At 72.4% G+C, this 19860-nt stretch carries 15 protein-coding genes; 8 read left to right on the top strand and 7 right to left on the bottom strand.

The window, feature by feature from the left end; genetic code table 11:
- Positions 1-31 precede the first annotated feature (31 nt).
- The 4 genes from BT341_RS22625 to BT341_RS22610 all read right to left on the bottom strand — a co-directional run bounded on the left by BT341_RS22625 (position 32) and on the right by BT341_RS22610 (position 5969).
- Positions 32-805, bottom strand: a complete 774-nt coding sequence (locus BT341_RS22625) for a maleylpyruvate isomerase family mycothiol-dependent enzyme (protein ID WP_072478186.1) — start codon at positions 803-805, stop codon at positions 32-34.
- Between the two features lie 47 nt (positions 806-852).
- The gene (locus BT341_RS22620) at positions 853-2502 is read right to left on the bottom strand and encodes a RecQ family ATP-dependent DNA helicase (RefSeq protein ID WP_072478185.1); all 1650 of its coding nucleotides are present in this window, start codon (positions 2500-2502) and stop codon (positions 853-855) included.
- A 302-nt stretch (positions 2503-2804) separates the two neighbouring features.
- A complete protein-coding gene (locus BT341_RS22615; RefSeq protein WP_072478184.1) occupies positions 2805-4457 on the bottom strand; it encodes a pentapeptide repeat-containing protein in 1653 nt (550 codons plus the stop codon).
- A 507-nt stretch (positions 4458-4964) separates the two neighbouring features.
- Positions 4965-5969, bottom strand: a complete 1005-nt coding sequence (locus tag BT341_RS22610; protein WP_072478183.1) for an Lrp/AsnC family transcriptional regulator — start codon at positions 5967-5969, stop codon at positions 4965-4967.
- Between the two features lie 111 nt (positions 5970-6080).
- On the opposite strand from BT341_RS22610, the gene BT341_RS22605 reads away from it, so the two are divergent.
- From BT341_RS22605 to BT341_RS22595, 3 genes are read left to right on the top strand one after another with little or no spacing between them, the layout of a single operon-like run.
- Positions 6081-7289 carry a M20 metallopeptidase family protein gene (locus BT341_RS22605; RefSeq protein WP_072478182.1) on the top strand — a complete coding sequence of 403 codons (1209 nt, stop codon included), beginning with the start codon at positions 6081-6083 and terminating at the stop codon, positions 7287-7289.
- Complete coding sequence (locus BT341_RS22600; protein ID WP_072478181.1) at positions 7286-8563, top strand: MFS transporter; 1278 nt, start codon at positions 7286-7288, stop codon at positions 8561-8563. The genes BT341_RS22605 and BT341_RS22600 overlap by 4 nt, the downstream gene beginning before the upstream one ends.
- Positions 8560-9351 (top strand): cyclase family protein, encoded by a 792-nt coding sequence (locus BT341_RS22595; RefSeq protein WP_072478180.1) that lies wholly within the window; start codon positions 8560-8562, stop codon positions 9349-9351. Before BT341_RS22600 ends, BT341_RS22595 begins: the two co-directional genes overlap by 4 nt.
- A 10-nt stretch (positions 9352-9361) precedes the next feature.
- On the opposite strand, the gene BT341_RS22590 is transcribed toward BT341_RS22595, so the two are convergent.
- The gene (locus BT341_RS22590; RefSeq protein WP_072478179.1) at positions 9362-10015 is read right to left on the bottom strand and encodes a TetR/AcrR family transcriptional regulator; all 654 of its coding nucleotides are present in this window, start codon (positions 10013-10015) and stop codon (positions 9362-9364) included.
- Between the two features lie 100 nt (positions 10016-10115).
- Between BT341_RS22590 and BT341_RS22585 the strand changes: the two genes are divergently transcribed.
- From BT341_RS22585 to BT341_RS46610, 4 genes are all read left to right on the top strand, one after another.
- Positions 10116-11051 (top strand): alpha/beta hydrolase, encoded by a 936-nt coding sequence (locus BT341_RS22585; protein ID WP_072478178.1) that lies wholly within the window; start codon positions 10116-10118, stop codon positions 11049-11051.
- Positions 11048-11920 (top strand): NAD(P)-binding domain-containing protein, encoded by an 873-nt coding sequence (locus tag BT341_RS22580; protein WP_281256000.1) that lies wholly within the window; start codon positions 11048-11050, stop codon positions 11918-11920. Before BT341_RS22585 ends, BT341_RS22580 begins: the two co-directional genes overlap by 4 nt.
- Positions 11921-12060: 140 nt before the next feature.
- The gene (locus BT341_RS46615) at positions 12061-14010 is read left to right on the top strand and encodes a glycoside hydrolase family 3 C-terminal domain-containing protein (protein WP_245805064.1); all 1950 of its coding nucleotides are present in this window, start codon (positions 12061-12063) and stop codon (positions 14008-14010) included.
- A 146-nt stretch (positions 14011-14156) separates the two neighbouring features.
- Complete coding sequence (locus tag BT341_RS46610) at positions 14157-15710, top strand: NEW3 domain-containing protein (RefSeq protein WP_245805063.1); 1554 nt, start codon at positions 14157-14159, stop codon at positions 15708-15710.
- A 48-nt stretch (positions 15711-15758) separates the two neighbouring features.
- Here BT341_RS46610 and BT341_RS22570 read toward each other — a convergent pair whose 3' ends face one another.
- Together BT341_RS22570 and BT341_RS22565 are read right to left on the bottom strand one after the other, a co-directional pair.
- Positions 15759-18095, bottom strand: a complete 2337-nt coding sequence (locus BT341_RS22570) for a beta-L-arabinofuranosidase domain-containing protein (RefSeq protein WP_245805062.1) — start codon at positions 18093-18095, stop codon at positions 15759-15761.
- Positions 18096-18201: 106 nt separating this feature from the next.
- On the bottom strand, positions 18202-19275 hold the full coding sequence (locus BT341_RS22565; RefSeq protein WP_072482124.1) for an alkene reductase: 1074 nt from the start codon (positions 19273-19275) through the stop codon (positions 18202-18204).
- A gap of 109 nt (positions 19276-19384) precedes the next feature.
- On the opposite strand from BT341_RS22565, the gene BT341_RS22560 reads away from it, so the two are divergent.
- Positions 19385-19759 carry a MerR family transcriptional regulator gene (locus BT341_RS22560; protein ID WP_072478176.1) on the top strand — a complete coding sequence of 125 codons (375 nt, stop codon included), beginning with the start codon at positions 19385-19387 and terminating at the stop codon, positions 19757-19759.
- The last annotated feature ends 101 nt before the right edge of the window (positions 19760-19860 follow it).

Genomic DNA, 19860 nt, shown 5'->3' with positions numbered 1-19860 from the left:
TTACGCCGAACGGCCGAACGGCCGAACCCGGTCAGAAGCCGGGAAACACCCGGCGCAGCTCGTCGAGCGTGACGCTACCTTCGACCGTGACGCCGCCCTCGTACGGTGGCTTGAGCCGCCCGCTGAGCAGCCGGACGAACGCCTCCGCCGGCCCGGTGAACGTCGCGGACGGCGACTCCACCCGTGGCACCACCGTCACGGCGTCGTCGATCACCAGGCCCGCGCCCGGGACGGCGACGGACACCGGCTGCGCGAGTTCCGCCGGCTTCGCGAGGAAGCCCAGCATGAAGCCCAGCGGCCCGGTCAGCAGCTCCACGAGCACCGCCGCCGAGCCGGCGTCCACCCCGGCGTCCGGGTCGAACGCCACGCGCACGTCCCACGAGTGGTTGGCCACCTCGCTGAGCCGCATGCCCAGCGCGGTCAGCAGCGGCACCGGCTCCGGCAGGAAGCCGAGGTCGACGGTGAGCGACGAACGCTGCTCGGACGTGAGCGCCTCGACCGTTTCCAGCCAGCGGCCGTTGTGCTCCAGGAAGCCCTCGGCCTGCACGCGCGGCGCGGACGCGTCCCAGCGCGCCCAGATCGTCGGGTTGTCTTCGGCCGGCACGGTTTCGCCGAGCGCCCGCGCGATGGGCGCGCGGCCGATCTCCGCGCCGCTGCCCAGGCGGGAAAGGACCTGGGCCACGGTCCACTCCGCGGCGCCGCCGGTCGCGGCGAGCTGGTCGTCGGTGCGGGTGCGCACGAGTCCGGCGAGCCGGTCGTGCTCGGCGCGGAGGACGGCGATCGTACGGTCCACGAGTTCACTCATGTCACGCCCAACTCCCGGGCCGGCGCGGGTGTTCCGCCGCCCGGGGATCAGTCGGCGGCGGTGAGCACGGAGTTCTCGCGGACGGCGGCCGCGGACAGCGTCTTGTAGCCGTGCTCGTCGAACAGGACGGTCAGCCGGTCGTCGCCGGCGGACATCACGACGCCGCGACCCCACTCCGCGTGCCGGACGGCGGTGTTGACCGGGAACGCGCCGTCGCCGGACGGCTGCTGCTCGGCGGTGCCGGCGATGCAGGTGTCGCAGTTGCCGCAGGGCCGTGGGAGCTGCTCTCCGAAGTAGCCGAGGAGGAACTGCCGCCGGCAGCCGGTGGTCTCGGCGTAGCCGCGCATCATCTCGATGCGCGACCGGATCAGCCGCTGGTGGGTCTCGGCGACCTCGACCCCCTGCTCGACGGCCTGCTCGGGGGCCAGGTCCGGATCGCGGTATTCGAGGCGCCCGTCCTCGGTGACGCCGACCGCGCCGGTCTGTTCGAGCAGGTTGACCGCCCGGGTGCGCTGGGCGGCGGAGACGTCCAGCTCCTTGCCCAGCTCGGCGGGTTTGAGGGGCTCGTCGTGCCCTTCGAGGGTGGTGGCGACCTCCTCCAGCGCCTGCTCGGGTGCCTTGGCGGCGGTGAGGAACTTCTGCAGGCCGAGGTCCTGCGGCCGGTAGTACAGCGTGATTTCGGCCGGCTCGCCGTCCCGGCCCGCGCGGCCGATCTGCTGGTAGTACGTGTCGAGCGACTCCGGCGCGGAGGCGTGCAGGACGAACCGCAGGTCCGCCTTGTCGATCCCCATGCCGAACGCGGAGGTGGCCACCACCGCGTCCAGGTCGTCGTCGAGGAACCGCTCGTGGACCGCTTCGCGGTCGGCCGCCTTCATCCCCGCGTGGTACGCCGCCACGCGCACGCCGGCCGCGGCGAGTTCCTCGGCGTAGGTTTCGGCGTCCTTGCGGCTGCTCACGTACAGGAGTCCGGGCCGGGTGGCGGCATCCGCGGTCAGCGCGCGCGTCCGCGTGATCACGGCCTGCCGCTTGTCGGCGTCGGTGGTCAGCGGATCCACCCCGAGACGCAGGTTGGGGCGATCGAAACTGGCCAGGACCTCCCGGTGGTCGCGCAGACCCAGCCGGTCGACGATGTCGGCGCGCACGGGCAGCGCCGCGGTCGCCGTCAGCGCGATCACGCGCGGGTGGCCGAGCCGCTCGATCACCGGGCCGAGCCGCAGGTAGTCCGGCCGGAAGTCGTGCCCCCACGCCGAGACGCAGTGGGCCTCGTCCACCACGAACAGCGAAACGCCGAGCTCGGCGACGGCCTCGAGCAGCTCGTCGCCGGCCAGCTGCTCCGGGGACAGGAACAGGTACTCCGCCCGTCCCTTCCGCAGCGCCTCCCACGCGTGTTCCCGCTCGGCCGCGCGCTGCGTGGAGTTGAGGGCGACCGCCTCCGGGGCGCGGCTGTCCTCGATGCCCTGGATCTGGTCGTTCTGCAGGGCGATCAGCGGCGACACCACCACCGTCGGGCCGTCCAGCAGCAGGGCGGGGACCTGGTAGATCGCCGACTTCCCCGCGCCGGTGGGCAGCACGGCGAGCACGTCGTGGCCCGCCATCACCTGCGCCATCGCCTCGAGCTGCTCGCCGGACAGCTCCGGCCAGCCGAACTTCTCCGCCGCGATCCGCTGCAGCTCGTCACGTCTTCCCTTGGGCGCCATCCGCCGGAGGTACCCGCGCGGGCCCCGCGGAAACGGCGGCTCCGCCCCCGGGCGAGCGATGCACGTCACGCCCCGTGACGTCCCCGCGCGGGAACACCGCACCGGGCCCGACGTTGTACCGGGTGTCGGTACGGCGGAGTTCCCCGGGCCTCACCCCTTCCGCCTTCCCGGAACACCGGTTCACCCCGGAGCCGGGTTGCGCCGTTCGCCGAGAGGCGACCCCCGTACCGGCGTCAAGCCACCGCTTCCGCTCGCAGGTCTCCCCCACCCTTCGCTGAGCGGAAGCGGTTCTCCTTCTCCGCTCAGCCGGGGTGTCCCCAAATCCCTTCGTCGACACCGTCCGGGCGGTCGCCGGCCCGCCGGAGCGTCCAGCCCGGCGGCCACACCGGCTCGTTCTCTTTTCCGAACCGGTCCAGCCGGGCCCATGCCGTGGCCAGGTCGTCGACCCGCAGCAGGAACGTCGCCCGGTCGAAGGTGACGGAGCCGCCGAACACGGTGCGTTCGAACAACGGGGGCTGCCCGTCGTCGTCCAGGACGAAGGTGTTTTCGACCGGCCTCTCGAATTTCGCCTGGTGGAAGGACGCCCGGCCGCCGAACCGCGCCCCGGCGAACGACACACCGCCTGCGAAGGCGGTGGAGTCGAACGACGCGTTGCCGGCGAACCGCGCGTCGTGGAACCAGCCACCGCCGGCGAAGCGGACGTTGCCGAAGTCGGCCCCGCCGAAGCCGGCATGGGTGAACCAGCCGGGACCGTCGAAAACCGCCTTGGCGAACGTCGCGGCTCCGCCGAACACCGCCTTGCCGAACTCCGCCTTCCCGGCGAACTTCGCTTCGGAGAACGACGTCCGGCCGTCGAACCGCGCCTCCTCGAACACCGCTTCGTCGGCGAAGGCGGCCCCGCCGAACTCCGCGCCGCCGAAAACGCTCGTTCGGGTGAACAACGACGCCCCGCGGAACACCGCTTTGCCGAACCGCACCCCGGCGGCGAACCGGGCTTCCTCGAACCGGGTCTCGCGCGCCCACTGCGCGCCGTCGAACCGGGCCGGGGCGAGGAATTCCGACTTCTCGAAGGGAGCGTCGCCGTCGAAGCTGACGCGGTCGAATCGGACGGCGTCGGCGAACGAAGTCCCGGCGAACAGGGCGTCGCCGCCGAACTGCGCTCCGGCGAACGTGGCGGGCCCGGCGAACCGGGCACCGGAGAACCGCCCGGTCCGGAGCCGGCAGCCCGCGAAGTCGAAGTCGGCCAGCTGGGCGCCGGCCAGGTCGACGTCGGTGTCCGGCCAGAACGTGACCGGCGGGCCGGCCGGATCGGGGCCGGGACGCAGGTGCCGGGCCAGGACGGTCTGGGCGGTCAGGCGGACCTGACGTTCCTGCGCGGCGCGCTCGGCTTCCTCCGGCTGCCCGGTGTCCGGCGGCGGGAAGGGCATCCGCAGGTAGGCGCACAGCATGTCGACGATGGTCTGGCGCTGGGTTTCGTTGTCCTGGGCCAGGCGTTCGAGCGCGTACAGGCCGCCGAGCCGGACCGGAACCACCTCGGACCCGAGCTGTGCGACAGCCATGCTGTACAGCTCGGTGATCCGGCGGGCGGTGGCGTCGGCACGCGCGTCCTCGGCGACGCGTTCCTGGTGGGCCTTGGTGTCGGCGGCCACCATCTGCTGGTGCGCGAGCGCCGCTTCGGTGGCGTGCTGGCGCCGCCATGCCAGGTAGAGCGCGACGACGCCACCGCTGCCGACACCGATGCTGAGCCCGATCTTCAGCGCCTCGAGCCGCGCGGTGACCAGCTCGGCACCGTTGAGCCCGGCGGTCCCGGGCCACCACAAGGCAACCACGGCCCCGGCGGAGAGCACGGCGATGACGGCGGCGGTCGTCCACATCGCGACGGGAGTGAGCTGCCGGAGGTGCACCACCCGAGCCGCTCCCCCGGACGGCGGCGCGGCGGAGAAGTCGTCCGTCATGCGCCCATCATCGTCTGCCGCGTGGCACGGCGTGGCGGATTCGCTCGGTCTGACCCGCAGCCGACCGGCTGCGGGTTTCAAGCGGTACCCGTTCAGTGCGCCTGTACCGGCGGGCACGTATGCGTCGTGAAACCGATCGAGTTGATTTCCGCATTGTCACGGACATCACCCGCATAATCGTACTGATTCGTGCACCGCACGCTCAGATCCGACGGCCCCGGCGGCAATGGCGACCCGCCTTTCTGTTTCGCCTGCGGCGCGGGCGCTTCGGCCGTGACCGTGACCGTCGCAGGTCGCGGAACCGCCGAGGTCACCGAGGTCGCCGGAGCGGCGGACTGCGGCGCGCATCCGGCCGTCAAACGCCTACCAGGAGGGCGCCCGCCGACACAGTTGCGGTACCGAGGATTCGAAGAGACTGCGGACCCATTGCTTTTTCCTGCTCTTGATCGGCTGCGTCGGAACTACGCTGACAAGCCCGTTGACACACGCCGACCCGAGGAACCGTCGTCACACCGGCGGGACCACTTCCCCTGTCGCCCGGCCAGCCGGGTCCAGCAGCCAGCCCATGCGTTTCGGTGTTCGCAGGTTGATCCCGCTGTCGCGGACCGAAAGCCATGGCAGCCGCTCGCCGATGAGCCGTTCCAGGCGGGTGATGTCCGCCAGCGAACTCGTCCACACCGTGAACGCGATCGTGGCGTCTCCGGTGATCGACGCGCACATGCGCAGCTCCGAGAGCGTTGCCAGCGCCGCGATCGTGCGCTCCTGATCCGCCGGGGACACCGACACCAGCCACGTGCTGCTGATCGGACGCCCGGAAACCACCTGCGCCACCTCGCAGCGGAACGACAGCGTCCCGGACGCCAGCAGGCGGCCCAGCTGACGGCGCACCGTGGCCGGGTTGCGTCCCGTCGCCCGCGCGCAGTCGGCCGCGCTCGCCCTGCCGTCGGCCGCCAGCACGTCGAGCAGCGGGCCGGCGTCCTCCGGCGGTGCCGTGCCGCGCACCGGCCGCGTCGCCTTCGCCGCCGCTTCGAACGCCGCTTCCTGCCACCGGTCGAGCGCGCCCAGCCGCCAGTCGCCGCCGTGCCGGTGCAGCGTGGTGATCACGGACGTGCGCTGCCGCGCGACCCCGGGCACCGCCAGCAGGTCGTCGAGCACGAACTCCGTCAGGCCGTCGAGGTCGTGGGTGAGGGTCGTGACGAGCAGGTCCCGGCCCCGCGTCGACTCCTCCACCGTGACCGCCCGGCGGTCGGCGCAGATCGCGCGGACGACGTCGGCGCGCGTGCCGGGCAGGCAGTCGACCTCGACCAGCGCCAGCACCGGACGGCGCTGGTCGCCACCCCGGTGCGCGGTGACCCAGGCCAGTCCCTCGCGCCGCAGGCGGGCCCAGCGCGCGGCGAGCGTCGTGGGCGTCGAGCCGAGGATCCGGGCCGCTTCGGCCCAGCTCACGCGGGGCGCGATCTGCAGGCCGTGCAACAGCTCGAGATCGAACTCCGTCACCCCGCCGGAATGCACGAAAACCTCCTCAGCCAGCGTCTTGATGCACGAACCGAGCGTTTTCCGCCGTGTTCACCGCACTGACAACGACACTACGCGGCAACTTCGCCCAACGAAGGGAGAGCCACGATGTCGCTGGTCGCGGACGCGCGGGAGCTGGCGGACGACCTCGTCCGCCTCCGGCGCGCGATGCACCAGGAGCCCGAGATCGGCCTGCACCTGCCCCGCACCCAGGAGCGCGTGCTGCGCGCGCTCGACGGGCTGCCGCTGGAGATCACCACCGGACGCGACTGCACTTCGGTGACCGCGGTGCTCCGGGGCCGGGGCCCCGGCGTGGTGCTCCTGCGCGCGGACATGGACGCGCTGCCCGTGCAGGAGGAGACCGGGCTCGAGTTCGCCTCCCGGACGGCCGGGGCGATGCACGGGTGCGGGCACGACCTGCACACCGCCATGCTCGTCGGCGCCGCCCACCTCCTCGCCGCGCGACGCGACACGCTCGACGGCGACGTGGTGTTCATGTTCCAGCCCGGCGAGGAAGGCTGGGAAGGCGCGCGGACGATGATCCGCGAAGGAGTGCTGGACGCGGCCGGCCGACGGCCCGACGCCGCCTACGCGCTGCACGTGTTCTCCACCCTCGGCCCGGCCGGCCGGTTTTCCAGCCGTCCTGGCGTCATGCTCGCGGCGTCCGCGACGCTGCGGGTCACCGTGCGGGGCGAGGGCGGCCACGGCTCGACGCCGCACCAGGCCAAGGATCCGGTTCCCGTCCTCGCGGAGATGGTCACCGCGCTGCAGGCCGCCGTCACCCGCCGGTTCGACGTGTTCGACCCCGTGGTGCTGACCGTCGGGGTGCTGAGCGCGGGCACGCGCAGCAACGTCATCCCGGACACCGCGACGTTCGAAGCCACCATCCGCACGTTTTCGCCCGCCTCGGGACGGCGGATCCGGGAAGTGGCTCTGCGCCTGGTGTCCGGCATCGCGCAGGCGCACGGCGTGGACGTCGAAGCGGACTACGCCGAGGGCCGCCCGCCCACGCTCAACGACCCCGGCGAGACCGAGTTCACCCGCGCGGTGATCACCGAAACGTTCGGTGACGACCGGTACTCGACGCTGGCCGACCCGTTCACCGGCGCCGAGGACTTCGCGCGGGTGCTGGCCGAGGTGCCGGGATGCTTCGTCGCGCTGGGCGCGCTGCCGCCCGGGACGGATCCGGGCAAGGCGCCCTTCAACCACAGTCCCCGCGCCGTCTTCGACGACTCCGTCCTGCCCGGCGGCGCCGCCCTGTTCACCGAGCTGGCCCGCCGCCGGCTCGCCCGCCCGACCCGGAAAGGCCGCGAATGACCCAGACAGCGCAGCTCCGCACGTCCCTGTCCGCCAAGCGCGCACCCCAGCTCGTCGGTACCGCGGTGGGCCATGCCCTGGAGTGGTACGACTGGGGCATCTACGCGATCTTCGTGCCGTTCTTCGCCACCCAGTTCTTCCCGCAGGCCGACCAGCTTTCGGCCGTGCTGTCGAGTCTCGCCGTCTTCGCGGTGGGGTTCGTCGCGCGCCCGGTCGGCGGGTTCGTGTTCGGCAGGCTGGCCGACCGCATCGGCCGCCGGACCGCGATGTCCGCGACCGTGGCGACCATCGCCGCGGCGAGCTTCGCCATCGGCGTCTCCCCGACCTACACCGTCATCGGCGCCTGGGCTTCGGTGATCCTCGTGGCAGCCCGCGTCGTGCAGGGACTCGCCTGCGGTGGCGAGCTGCCGTCGGCGCAGACCTACCTCTCGGAAATCGCTCCGGCGGGCAAGCGCGGCTTCTGGTCCAGCCTGATCTACATCGCCAGCGTCTTCGGCAACACCGTTGGCGTGCTGCTCGGCGTCGTCCTGACGCTCACGCTTTCGTCGAGCGCGATGCACGCGTTCGGGTGGCGGATCCCGTTCCTGCTCGGCGGCGTGTTCGGGTTGGTGGCCGTCTACATGCGACGGAAGATGCCCGAGACGGAGGCGTTCACCCGGCACGGCCGCGAGCGGACCCGGCTGTGGCCGGAGCTCCTCCGGCACCGCGGGGAAGCCCTGCGCGTCGTCGGCCTGTCCGTCGGGTTCACCGTCGTCTACTACTCGTGGGTCGTGGCCGCGCCCGCGTACGCCATCAGCTCCCTCCACGTGTCCTCGTCCGGGGCGCTGTGGGCCGGAGTGGCGTCGAGTGTCGTGCTGATGGCCGCGATGCCGTTCTGGGGCCGGCTTTCCGACCGGATCGGGCGCAAGCCCGTCCTGCTGGTTTCCGCGCTCGGCTCCGCGGCCGCGCTGTACCCGGTGCAGTGGCTCGTGCGGGACGACGCCTGGCAGCTGTTCGCGGGCATGGTGGTCGCCGCGGTGTTCATCTCCGCCGGGGTGGCGATCCTGCCCGCGGTGTACGCGGAGATGTTCCCGACCGGCATCCGGGCCGTCGGCCTGGCGGTCCCGTACTCCATCGCCGTGGCGGCCTTCGGCGGGACGGCGCCCTACCTGCAGACCTGGATCGGCGCGGAGCTGGGCCGCTCGGCCTACACCGGGTACGTGGTATTGCTGCTCCTCGTGTCCGGGCTGGTGATCGCCCGGATGCCGGAGACCCGCGGAAAGGACCTCACGTGAGCACTTCCCTGCTCGGCGCGCTCGAAGCCGCCCGGATCGTCGACCTCGCCCAGCCGCTGCGGGAAGGCATGCCCTGCTCACCCACGCACCCCGGGTTCCACCTGGCCCTGACCCGCCGCCACGGCGACACGGCCAGGCCGGACGGGATGACCGGGTCGCACGAGCTGCTCGTGCTCGGCGGGCACGTCGGCACCCACATGGACGCACTGGCGCACGTCGCGGTGGACGGCCGCTTCCACGGCGGGACGCCGGTCACCGTGCGGGACGGCCGCTACGCCAGCCACGGGATCGACGAGGTGGCGCCCATGGTCTGCCGGGGCGTGCTGATCGACGTCCCCGCGCGACGCGGCGTCGACCGCCTGCCGCCGGGCGACCCCGTCACCACCGCCGACCTGCGGGACGCCGACGTGCGCCCGGGCGACGTCGTGCTGATCCGGACCGGGTGGGCCCAGCTGTGGCACGACCGCGACGCCTACGTGGGTACCGACAGCGGCGTGCCGGGCCTGGCCGCCGACGGCGCCCGGCAGCTGGCCGCGGCGGGTGTCCGCGCGGTCGGCGCCGACACGATCGCCTTGGAGCACATTCCCGCCGGGGCCGGCCTGGCCCGCCTGCCCGTGCACCGGATTCTCCTGCAGGACAACGGCATCAACCTCATCGAGGTGATGAACCTCGAGCCACTGGCGCGGACGGGGGCCACGGAGTTCGTGTTCGTCGGCGCTCCCCTGCCCGTGGTCGGCGCCACCGGGGCACCCATCCGTCCGCTCGCGCTCGTCGAGCCCCGCGTGTAAGCCCGGCGAGTCACGGAATCGCGGCCTCGAGCCGCGCCAGGTGGGCGGCGAGGATCTCCTCGAACGCGGCGCGGCGGTCGGCCCCGAGGGGACGGACCTCGCGGGCGAAGTGCGCCAGGGCGGGGAACCGGTCCGGGTCGGCACCCAGCACCGCGACCCGGAACTGCTCCACGCCCTGTTCGTATTCCTCGGCGGTGAGGGTGCCGATGCCCGCGTCGGAGCTGATCAGCGCGGCCAGGAGAACCACGATCCGGTGGTATCGACGCGGAATCTCCGCGTCGGGCAGGCCGGCGGCGCGCAGGGCCTGCAGCATCTCCTCCATGACCAGCCGGGCGCCTGTGCCGCCGGAGGCGTAGCGTCCCCAGACCACGGCGAGCTGCGGGTGCTCGCCGAACGCGGCGCGCAGGCGCAGCGCGGTCGCCGTGATGCGCTGCTTCCAGTCACCCTCGGGCCGGTAGCCGTCCATCGCGGCCGCCAGCACCCGGTCGGCGACCGCGCGCAGCAGCTCCGTCTTGGTGCGGAAGTGCCGGTAGAGGCTGGACGAGTCGGTCCCGAGCGCCGCGGCGAGCTTGCGCACGCTGAAGGACTCGGCGTCGCTCGTGCGCAGCAGCTCGGCCGCCGTGTCCAGGATCTCCTCGCCCGACCAGCGCCTTCGGCCCGCCATCTCACCCCTCTCGTCCGGACGCAGCCTATTATGCACTTGCCAATGCACGCGGTGCGTGCAACGGTGTGTGCATCGCTGGAGCGGAAGAGAGCGGGGACAGATGACTGTGCGGCAACGGCCACCGAAGCCGGACTTTTCGACGATCACGAACGACGAGCTGATCGCCTACCGCGACGCAGAGAACGACTGGCGGGCCTCCGGCGCCGCGCGGGCGATCCTCGGGGAACCGGACCCGGCGGCGGCCATCGAGTGGCGGGAGCCGGCGCTGCCGGACCGCGACCTCGCGGTCCGGGTGTACCGGCCGTCCGCGGCCGGCGACGGCGACCTCCCCCTGGTGGTCCATGTGCACGGCGGTGCTTTCGTGGGCACGGCGACGCAGTGCGACTGGGCCAACAGCCACCTGGCCGCGCAGCTGCCGGCGCTCGTCGTCTCGGTCGAGCATCGCCTCGTCGCCCCGGACAGCCCGCTCCCGAACGCCGCCGACGACGCCTGGGACGTCCTGCGGCACGTGACGCAGCACGCCGCGGACTGGGGCGTCGACCCGGCGCGCACGGCCGTCTTCGGCGAGAGCTTCGGCGCGTTGATCAGCGCGCTGACGGCTGTCCGGGCCCGGGAAGCCGGCCTGCGGTTGACGGCTCAGGTGCTGGTCAACCCGGTCGTCGACGTCACGGAGGCGATGGCCGGCTACCCGTCCATCACCGAGCACGCCGGTGAACCGTCACTCACCATGGAGCAACTGCGGCTCCTGCGGCGGCTGGCGGTGCCCCCGGGAATCGACGCGCGCGCGTTTTCACCGCTGTACGCGGAAGATCTGGCCGGGCTCGCACCCGCGTTGGTGGTGGTCCCGGCCCGGGACGCGATCGCCGACCACGGCCGCCGCTACGCGGAGCGGTTGCGCGAGGCCGGGACGCCGGTGCGGCTCACCGAATACCCGGAAGCGCGGCACGCGTTCCTCGCCATGCCCGGCGTGGAACCACAGGCCGAAGCGGCCCGGACGGAGATCCGCGAGTTCCTCCGCGCGGCACTGGCCGGGTGACGGATGCGCACCACGAACCCGCCGGCCGACCACGTCCGCGGTGGTTGCCCGCCTCGCCCTGGCGATCGTCCTGCTGCGGACACGGCACGCACCGAGGAGGCACCACCCGTGAAAGCGTCGGCATCATCGGAGTCGGCGAGATCGGCCGGGCCGTCGTGGCGGGCTTGCGCCACGGGGACGGCCGGTGGTGTTTCCTCTCCCCTCGCGGCGCCCGCACGGCCGCGGAGCTGGCCGAGCGTCACGAGGGTGTCGAGGTGTGCGCCGGCAACCAGGAAGTCGTGGACCGGGCCGAGCTGGTGATCCTCGCGGTGCGCCGCCGGGATTGGCGCGACGCACTGGCCGGTGTGCGCGTGGACGGCAAGATCGTGGTCAACGTGATGGCCGGCGTCGGCCACGACGACCTGCGCCGGACGCTCGGCGCCGGCACCACGCTGGTCAGGGCCATCCCGCTGCCCACCGTCCGGGAGCGCCGCTCCGTCACGGTGGTGCACCCGTCGCATCCGGAGGTGGACGCGTTCTTCGCCCGGCTGGGCGGAGCGCTGCCCGTTGCCGACGAGGCCGCCTTCGACGTCCTCTCCGCACTGACCGGGACGTTGACCACGCACTACGCGTACCTCGCCGCGCTCGCCTCCTGGGCCACCGGCCACGGCATCTCGCCCGGCGACGCCGACCGCTACGTCCGCGGGCTCTTCCAAGGCGTCGGCCGCTCCCTGGGCGACGAGACGCGTTCGCTCGCCCGGCTCGCGGCCGACCACGAGACACCGCAGGGCAACAACGAGCGCATCCGCACCACCTGGTTCACCCCGGCCAACGTCGAAGCCCTCACGCAGGCTCTCGACGGTCTCCTGGCGGATCTCCGGTCACGGTGAAAGTTACATCCGCGATCCGGCCCCGACGAGGGACGACCTCGCGCGCCGTCGCGGATCGCTTGTCACGCAACGGGTTTCCGCGCACGATGGCGGTTCCGGCTGGGCCACCGCCAGCCCCGACCCTCTGTGCGGGAGATCCGATGTCCTTGCTCCTCCCCGGCCGGCGACGGGCGCGGCGCACCGCCGTTTCGCTGCTCGCCGCGACGATGACCGCGGCCGCGCTCGTGCCGTGCGCGGCCGCTGCCACGCCGCCGGACACGCTGCCGGTCTACCGCGACCCCCACTACAGCTTCGCCGAGCGGGCCGCCGACCTCGTCTCCCGCATGACGCTGCCCGAGAAGGTGCTGCAGCTGCACACCAACAGCGCGCCCGCCATCCCGCGGCTCGGCGTGCAGCAGTACACCTACTGGAGCGAGGGCCAGCACGGCCTCAACACGCTCGGCGCGAACACGAACCACGGCACGGCGACCGGCGGGGTGCACGCCACGAGCTTCCCGACCAACCTGGCGAGCACCATGTCGTGGGACCCGGACCTGATCTACCAGGAGACCACGGCGATCTCCGACGAAGCCCGCGGCATGCTGGACAAGTCGCTGTGGGGCGTCGCGCAGAACAACATCGGCCCGGACCGCGCCGGCTACGGCTCGCTGACCTACTGGGCGCCGACGGTGAACCTGGACCGCGACCCCCGGTGGGGCCGGACCGACGAAGGGTTCGGCGAGGACCCGTACCTGGTGTCGAAGATGGCCGGCGCGTTCGTCAACGGCTACCAGGGCCAGACCCCGGACGGCCGGCCGCTGACGCCCTACCTCAAGGTCGCGGCCACCGCCAAGCACTACGCGCTCAACAACGTCGAGAACGACCGGCACGCGGACTCCTCGGACACCACCGAGGCGAACATCCGGGACTATTACACCGCGCAGTTCCGGCACCTGATCCAGGACGCGCACGTGTCCGGCCTGATGACCTCCTACAACGCGATCAACGGCACGCCGTCGCCCGCCGACACCTACACGGCGAACGAGCTGGCCCAGCGCACCTACGGCTTCGACGGCTACCTCACCTCCGACTGCGGCGCGGTCGGCGACGTCTACGCGCCCGGCAGCCACAACTGGGCGCCACCGGGCTGGACCACCGCCACCGGCAGCGGAGCGACGCAGTGGACGAACACCGCGACCGGGCAGCGGGTGTCCGGCGCCGCCGGCGGCCAGGCGTACGCGCTGCGCGCCGGCACCCAGCTCAACTGCACCGGCTCGGAAGCCACCGTGGCCGGCGTCCAGGAGGCCATCGAGGCGGGCGTGCTGTCCGAAGGCGTCCTCGACACCGCGCTCGTGCACGTGTTCACCATCCGCATGCAGACCGGCGAGTTCGACCCGCCGGACCGGGTGGCCTACACGAAGATCACCAAGGACCGGATCCAGAGCACCGAGCACCAGGCACTGGCCGAGAAGGTCGCCGCGAACTCGCTGGTGCTGCTGAAGAACGACCCGGTGGCCGGCGCGCCGCTGCTGCCCGCCGACCCGGCGAAGCTCGGGCGCGTGGTCGTCGTCGGCGACCTCGCCGGCAAGGTCACTCTCGGTGGCTACTCCGGCGAACCCGCGCTGCAGGTGAACGCGGTGCAGGGCATCACGGCCGCGGTCAAGGCGGCCCGCCCGGACGCCACGGTCACCTTCGACGCGTGCGGCACGTCCACCGGCGCGACCACCGCGGCGAGCTGCTCGGCGGAAACGCTGGCCGCGATCCGGACGGCCGACCTGGTCGTGGTGTTCGCCGGAACCGACACGAACGTGGCCACCGAGGGCCGCGATCGCGGCAGCATCGCGATGCCGGGCAACTACGACTCGCTGATCGACCAGGTCAAGGCCGCCGGCAACCCCCGTACCGTGCTGGCCGTGCAGGCGGCGGGCGCCGTTTCCCTGGGCCACGCCGGGACCATCCCGGGCATCGTGTTCAGCGCCTACAACGGGGAAAGCCAGGGCACCGCGCTCGCCGACGTGCTCTTCGGCAAGCAGAATCCCAGCGGGCACCTGAACTTCACCTGGTACGCGCGTGCGACACGCAGCTGCCCGGCATCAAGGACTACGGCCTGACGCCGTCGCAGACCGGCGGCATCGGCCGCACCTACCAGTACTTCACCGGCACCCCGGCCTACCCCTTCGGCTACGGCCTCTCCTACACCCGGTTCGCCTACTCGCACGTCTCCGCCGACACGAAGGCCGTCGACGCGGACGGGCAGGTGACCGTGCACGTCGACGTGACCAACACCGGCCGCACGCCCGGCGCCACCGTCGCCCAGCTGTACGCCGCGACGGCGTTCGGCGTGCCCGGGGTCGAGCTGCCGCGGCAACGGCTGGCCGGCTTCCGGAAGACCGACGTGCTGGCCCCCGGCCGGACCCAGCACCTGGCCATCCCGGTCCGGATCGCCGACCTGGCGCTCTGGGACGAAGGCAAGCAGCGGGAAGTGGTGTACGACGGGCCCTACCGGTTCGGCGTCGGCGCCGACGCCGGCCACCTCGCCGGTGCCGCCACGGTGGCCGTCACCGGTGCCCGCGCGCCGAAGACGCGGTACGTCACCGTGCAGCCCGGCCAGGTGGTGTTCGCGCCGGGCCAGAGCCTCGACCTGACCGGCCGCAACCCGTGGATCGCCGACGACACCGCGCAGGCCGCCCGGCACGTCCCGGCCGACCACGTCGTCGAGGCGGTCCGCGACGACCAGTCGTTCGCCGACCTCGCGCACGCGCGGATCGGTTACCACAGCAGCAATCCGCGCGTGGCGCAGGTGAGCCGGACCGGCCGGGTGACGCTGATCGCGCCCGGCGTGGCGACGATCGGCGTCACGGTCGACGGCGTCACCGGCTCGACGCCGGTCGTGGTCAAGCAGCCGTTCACGCTCACCGCGCCGGCCCAGGTGGCACCGGGCACGGCCTACACCGTGACGACCACGCTGCCCAACCCGGCCGGGGCGCGGCCGCTGCGTGACGTGACCTTGAGCCTCAGCGTGCCCGCCGGCTGGACCGCGCAGGCGACCTCGCCGGCCACCTTCCCCACCGTGGCCGCCGGGCAGACCGCCGGCACCACCTGGCAGGTCGGGGTGCCGGCCACGGCGCAGCCCGGGAAGTTCGAGGTGTCGGCGCAGGCCACCTTCACCTCGGCCGACGGGCCGGGCACTTCCGCGGACGCGACGACCGTGCTGCTGCCGCACCCGCCGTACCCGTCCTTGGCCGCCGCCTACAACAACGTGGGCATCAGCGACGACGTCGATCCCGGCGGCGGCAACTTCGACGGCGGCAACGCGAGCTTCTCCGCGCAGGCGCTGGCGGCCGCGACGCCCAGCCTCACGCCGGGCGCCACCTTCACCCACGACGGGTTGACGTTCACCTGGCCGGACGCCAAGCCCGGCAGCCCGGACAACGTGGTCGCCGGCGGCGTGGCCGGCGGCCAGACCATCACGCTCTCCGGCTCCGGGCACACCCTCGGCCTGATCGGGGCCGGCGACTACGGCAGCCCGAGCGGGACCGCGACGGTCACCTACACCGACGGCACCACCGAGTCCCGTTCCGTCAGCTTCGCGGACTGGTGGGCCAACGCGGCGACCGGCGGCGACATCCTCACCACGCTGCCCTACCTCAACAACAGCGGCGGGCAGCTGACCCAGCCGGTGAGCCTGTACTACGCCCCGATCCCGTTGCAGCCGGGCAAAACCGTGCGGTCCCTGACGCTCCCGGACGTCAGCGACGGCGCGAACTCCGGAACGGCGGCGATGCACATCTTCACCGTCGCCATCGGCTGACGCGGCCACTCGTCCCGCCGGCGGGAACGCCGGCGGAACGAGCGCGCGTCAGCCGTTGCGCACGATCCGCCACCGGGTGGCGGCGGCCCCGCTGTCGGGTCCCTGGACGGCGAACGCGCCCGCGGCGGCCGAGCCGTTCTCGATGGTCAGCAGCTTGCCGCTGTTGACGTTGCGGATCTTCACCGTCCCGTCGCCCTGGTCGGCGACGGTCCACCGGTGGTCGGCCGTCCCGTTGTCCGACCACTGGAGGACCTGGGCGTTGTCGGCGGTCGACACGTCACGGACCCCGAGCACCTTGCCGCTGTTGGCGTTGCGGAACTTCACGGCGGTCCCGTCGGTGACGAGCTCCCAGTTGTGGTCGGCGGTCCCGTTGTCCGACCACTGCAGCGCGCGGCCGCCGTCGGCGGTGGACATGTTCTCGATGCCCAGCAGCAGCCCGCTGCCCACGTTCACCAGCCGTGACGTCGGCCCGCCGGTGTTCCAGTAGACGGTGTAGTTGAAGCCCTGCGCGTCGTAGAAGGGCACCAGGCCGACCGAGGAGCCGTTGGCCTTCGCGCTGAAGGTGAGCGAGCTGGTGCTGGTCCGGCTGACCGAGGTCGGATCCAGGGTGGGCAACGCGCTCAGCGAGCTGGTGCCGTAGTTGCCGGCCAGGACGACCGGCCCGTAGGTGACCGCGGAGACGTTCGCGTTGTCGTTGGCCGGCCGCAGCACCACCTTCATCGGCAGCCGGACGGTGACCGTGTCGCCGGATACCCAGGACCGGGTCAAGGTGGCGTAGCTGCCCGGAGCGGCCGTGACGTTCTGCGCGACGCCGTTGACGCTGACCGTCGGCCCGCTCGTCCAGCCCGGGATGCGGATGCGCATGGCCCAGGTGCCGTTCACGTTCCCGGTGACCGTCAGCGTGGTGGTGTCGCCTGCCGGGTAGGCCGTGCTCTGGGTGACGGTGATGCCGCGCTCGGTCCAGTTCAGGACCGAAGGCAGGAACAGGTTCACGATCAGCGTCGTGTCGCTGCGGAAGTAGATCGAATCCGCCAGTTTCGTCTGGGTTTCCAGGCCGGTGCCCTGGCAGCACCAGAACGAGCCGTAGTCCGTGCTCCACGTGCCGCCGCCCCAGGCCGGGCCGAGGCCGCGGCGGCCGCCGGGGTTGAGCGAGCTGAAGTACGTGACGTGGCCGTGGCTGTCGGCGGGGTTCTGCTGCCCGATCATCTGGTTGAGCAGCGCCCGCTCGTAGTAGTCGGCCAGGTCGGCGCGGTCCGGGTACAGCGTGAACAGCTCCCGGGTCAGCTTGAGCATGTTGTAGGTGTTGCAGCTTTCGCACGTGTCCTGGGTGAGGTACGCGGCGATGGCGTTGGGCGCGCGGAAGTGCTCGGCCTGGCTGTTGCCGCCGATGGCGTAGGTGTGCGCGCCGACGGTGATGGCCCACGCGTTGGTGGCGATGTCGCGGTAGCGCGTGGTGCCCGTCGCCTTGTACTCGCGCGCGGCGCCGATCCACTTGGGGACCTGCGTGTTGGCGTGCAGCCCGTCGAGCTGGTCCCGGTTCGCCGCCAGCGGGTCGAACACGGCGGCGTGGTCGAACCGCTGCGCGGCGGTCAGCCAGCGCGCGTCGCCGGTGTACTGGTAGAGGTCGGTCAGCACCGCGTTCATGCCGCCGAACTCGGTGTTCAGCACCGACTGCATCTGCGTGGCGCTGAGCCGGGCGGTCCGCCGGTCGACCCACCCGGCGAGGTTCAGCAGCACGTCACGGGCCTGGGTGCTGCCGATGTACCGCCAGACGTCGAGCAGGCCGGCCAGCGTCTTGTGGACGCAGTAGTACGGCACGTTGCCGTTGGACAGCCGCCCGGCCTCGAGGTTGTCGAAGTCCGACTCCGGGAAGCCGGACAGGTAGCCGGCGGCGAACCCGGCCGCGCCGTTGTTGGCCTGGCACTTGGCCAGCTCGGCCACCAGGTACGTGGCCTTGTCCCGGCACGTCGTGTCCCCGGCGACCGCCCACAGCTGCGCCCACGCCGTGAGGAAGTGGCCCTGGACGTGGCTGCGGAACGGGAAGTCCGGCGCGTCCCAGCCGCCGTTGGCCGCGGCGCCGCTGGTGGAGAGCCGGTGGTTGGCCCGGAAGACGTACAGCAGCCGGTCGGGGTCGACGAACCGCAGGTAGTTCTGCGTCCGGTTCTGGTTGTCCAGCCACCGGCTCGCGGTCAGCCGGACTTGGCCGAGGTCGAAGGGGAACGCGGACACCCCGGCCTCGCCGCGGACCGGGGCGGTGGCCGCGTCGGCGGGCAGCCGGCCGAGGACGGGGCCGGCGGCGGAGGCGAGGGCGGTGGCTCCGGCGGCTTGCAGCAGCCGACGGCGGGTGAAGGATGGGGACACCGGGATCTTCCTTCCCTCGAGCATGCAAGGAAGACTCAAGTTAGCGCTAACATTCCGGGTTGTCACGCAAAGTTCACCGGCGGGATCCCCCGGGTGAAACTTACCCGGAGGAGCCCGCGCCCGTGACCCGTCACGCGGTGTGCTGATACGCCGGGTAGGTGAGGTAGCCGGCGTCGCCACCCTGGTAGTACGTCGCCTCGTCGACCGGGGCCAGCGGCAGCCCGGTCCGCAGCCGCTCGACGAGGTCGGGGTTGGCGATGTACGCGCGGCCGAAGCTGATGAGGTCCGCGCCGAGCGCGAGCCAGTGGTCGGCCTCGCTGCGGCCGGTCTGCTTCGGCCCCATCGGCAGCGTCGGGTTGACGATCAGCGTGCCCGGCCAGGTCCGGCGCAGCCGCAGCAGGACGTCTTCGTCCACAGTGGCCTCGAGGTGGACGTAGGCGAGCTCGAGCCGGGCCAGTTCACCCAGCAGCGTCGTGTACAGCTCGAGGACGTCGGTCTCCTCGACGCCCCAGAAGGTGGCACCGGGGGAGAGCCGGATGCCGGTCCGGCGGCCGCCGATGGCTTCCGCCGTCGCCGCGGCCGCCTCGACGGCGAACCGGACCCGGTTGGCCACCGAACCGCCGTAGCGGTCGGTGCGCAGGTTCGCGTTCGACGACAGGAACTGCGAAATGAGATATCCGTTGGCGCCGTGTAGTTCCACGCCGTCGAACCCGGCGTCGACGGCCCGGCGGGCGGCGTCGGCGTAGGACCGCGCGTGCTCCGGGACCTCGGCGGTCTCCAGGGCCCGCGGCACCGGCGCGGGCTGCGGCCCGGCCGGGGTGAACACGTCCCCGGTCGCCGGCACGGCCGACGGGCCGACCGGCTGCAGGCCGGTCGTGCCGGGGTGCGAAACCCGGCCGCCGTGCATGATCTGCGCGAAGAGCCGCCCGCCGTTGGCGTGCACCGCGGCCGTCACCGGACGCCAGGACGCGACCTGCTCGTCGGTGTACAGGCCCGGCGTGCCCGGGTTGGACTGCCCGACGAGACTCGGCTGCACTCCCTCGGTGACGATCAGGCCTGCCGTCGCGCGCTGGGCGTAGTAGGTCGCCATCGACGGCGTCGCGAGCCCGCCGGCGGCGGCGCGGACCCGGGTCATCGGGGCCATCACCACGCGGTTGGGCAGGACCAGGCCGCCGACCTCGTGGCGGTCGAAAAGGGAAGTCACGTCGAGCTCCTTCGTCAGCGGATGCGCCCGCACCGGGCACGCCACCACGCTAAAATCTGACATCAGTGTCAGAGGAAAGCGTTCGTGGCACGGCTCACAGGGAGGTCACGTGCGGATCGGCGAACTGGCGGCCCGGACCGGGGCGAGCGTCCGGTCGCTGCGCTACTACGAGCAGCAAGGCCTGCTCACCAGCACCCGCAGCGCCGGCGGGCAACGGACCTACACCGAGAGCGAGGTCGAACGCGTCGGGTTCATCCAGCGCATGTTCGCCGCCGGCCTCACCAGTCGCACCATCGCCGAGCTGCTCCCCTGCGTCGATTCGCCCGGCAGGGAAACCTCCGATGCGGCCGAGGAGCGGATGCTGCGGGAACGCGACCGGCTCACCCGCCACATCGCCGAACTGATCCGCACCCGCGACTCGCTCGACGAGCTCATCGCCGTCAACCGCGCCCACCGAGCGAGCCTGACCGCCGCCGCGAGCTAGCCGTGACGCCACCGCGCGACTGGTGGTAATGCTCCTAGGTCAGCTTCTCACTTCCGGTCCGGATCAGCTCGGCCGTAGTGTGCAGTCAGGCAGCGCCGCCG

The sequence above is a fragment of the Amycolatopsis australiensis genome, assembly GCF_900119165.1.
GTDB lineage: Bacteria > Actinomycetota > Actinomycetes > Mycobacteriales > Pseudonocardiaceae > Amycolatopsis > Amycolatopsis australiensis.
This window is presented reverse-complemented; position numbering and strand designations above follow the sequence as displayed.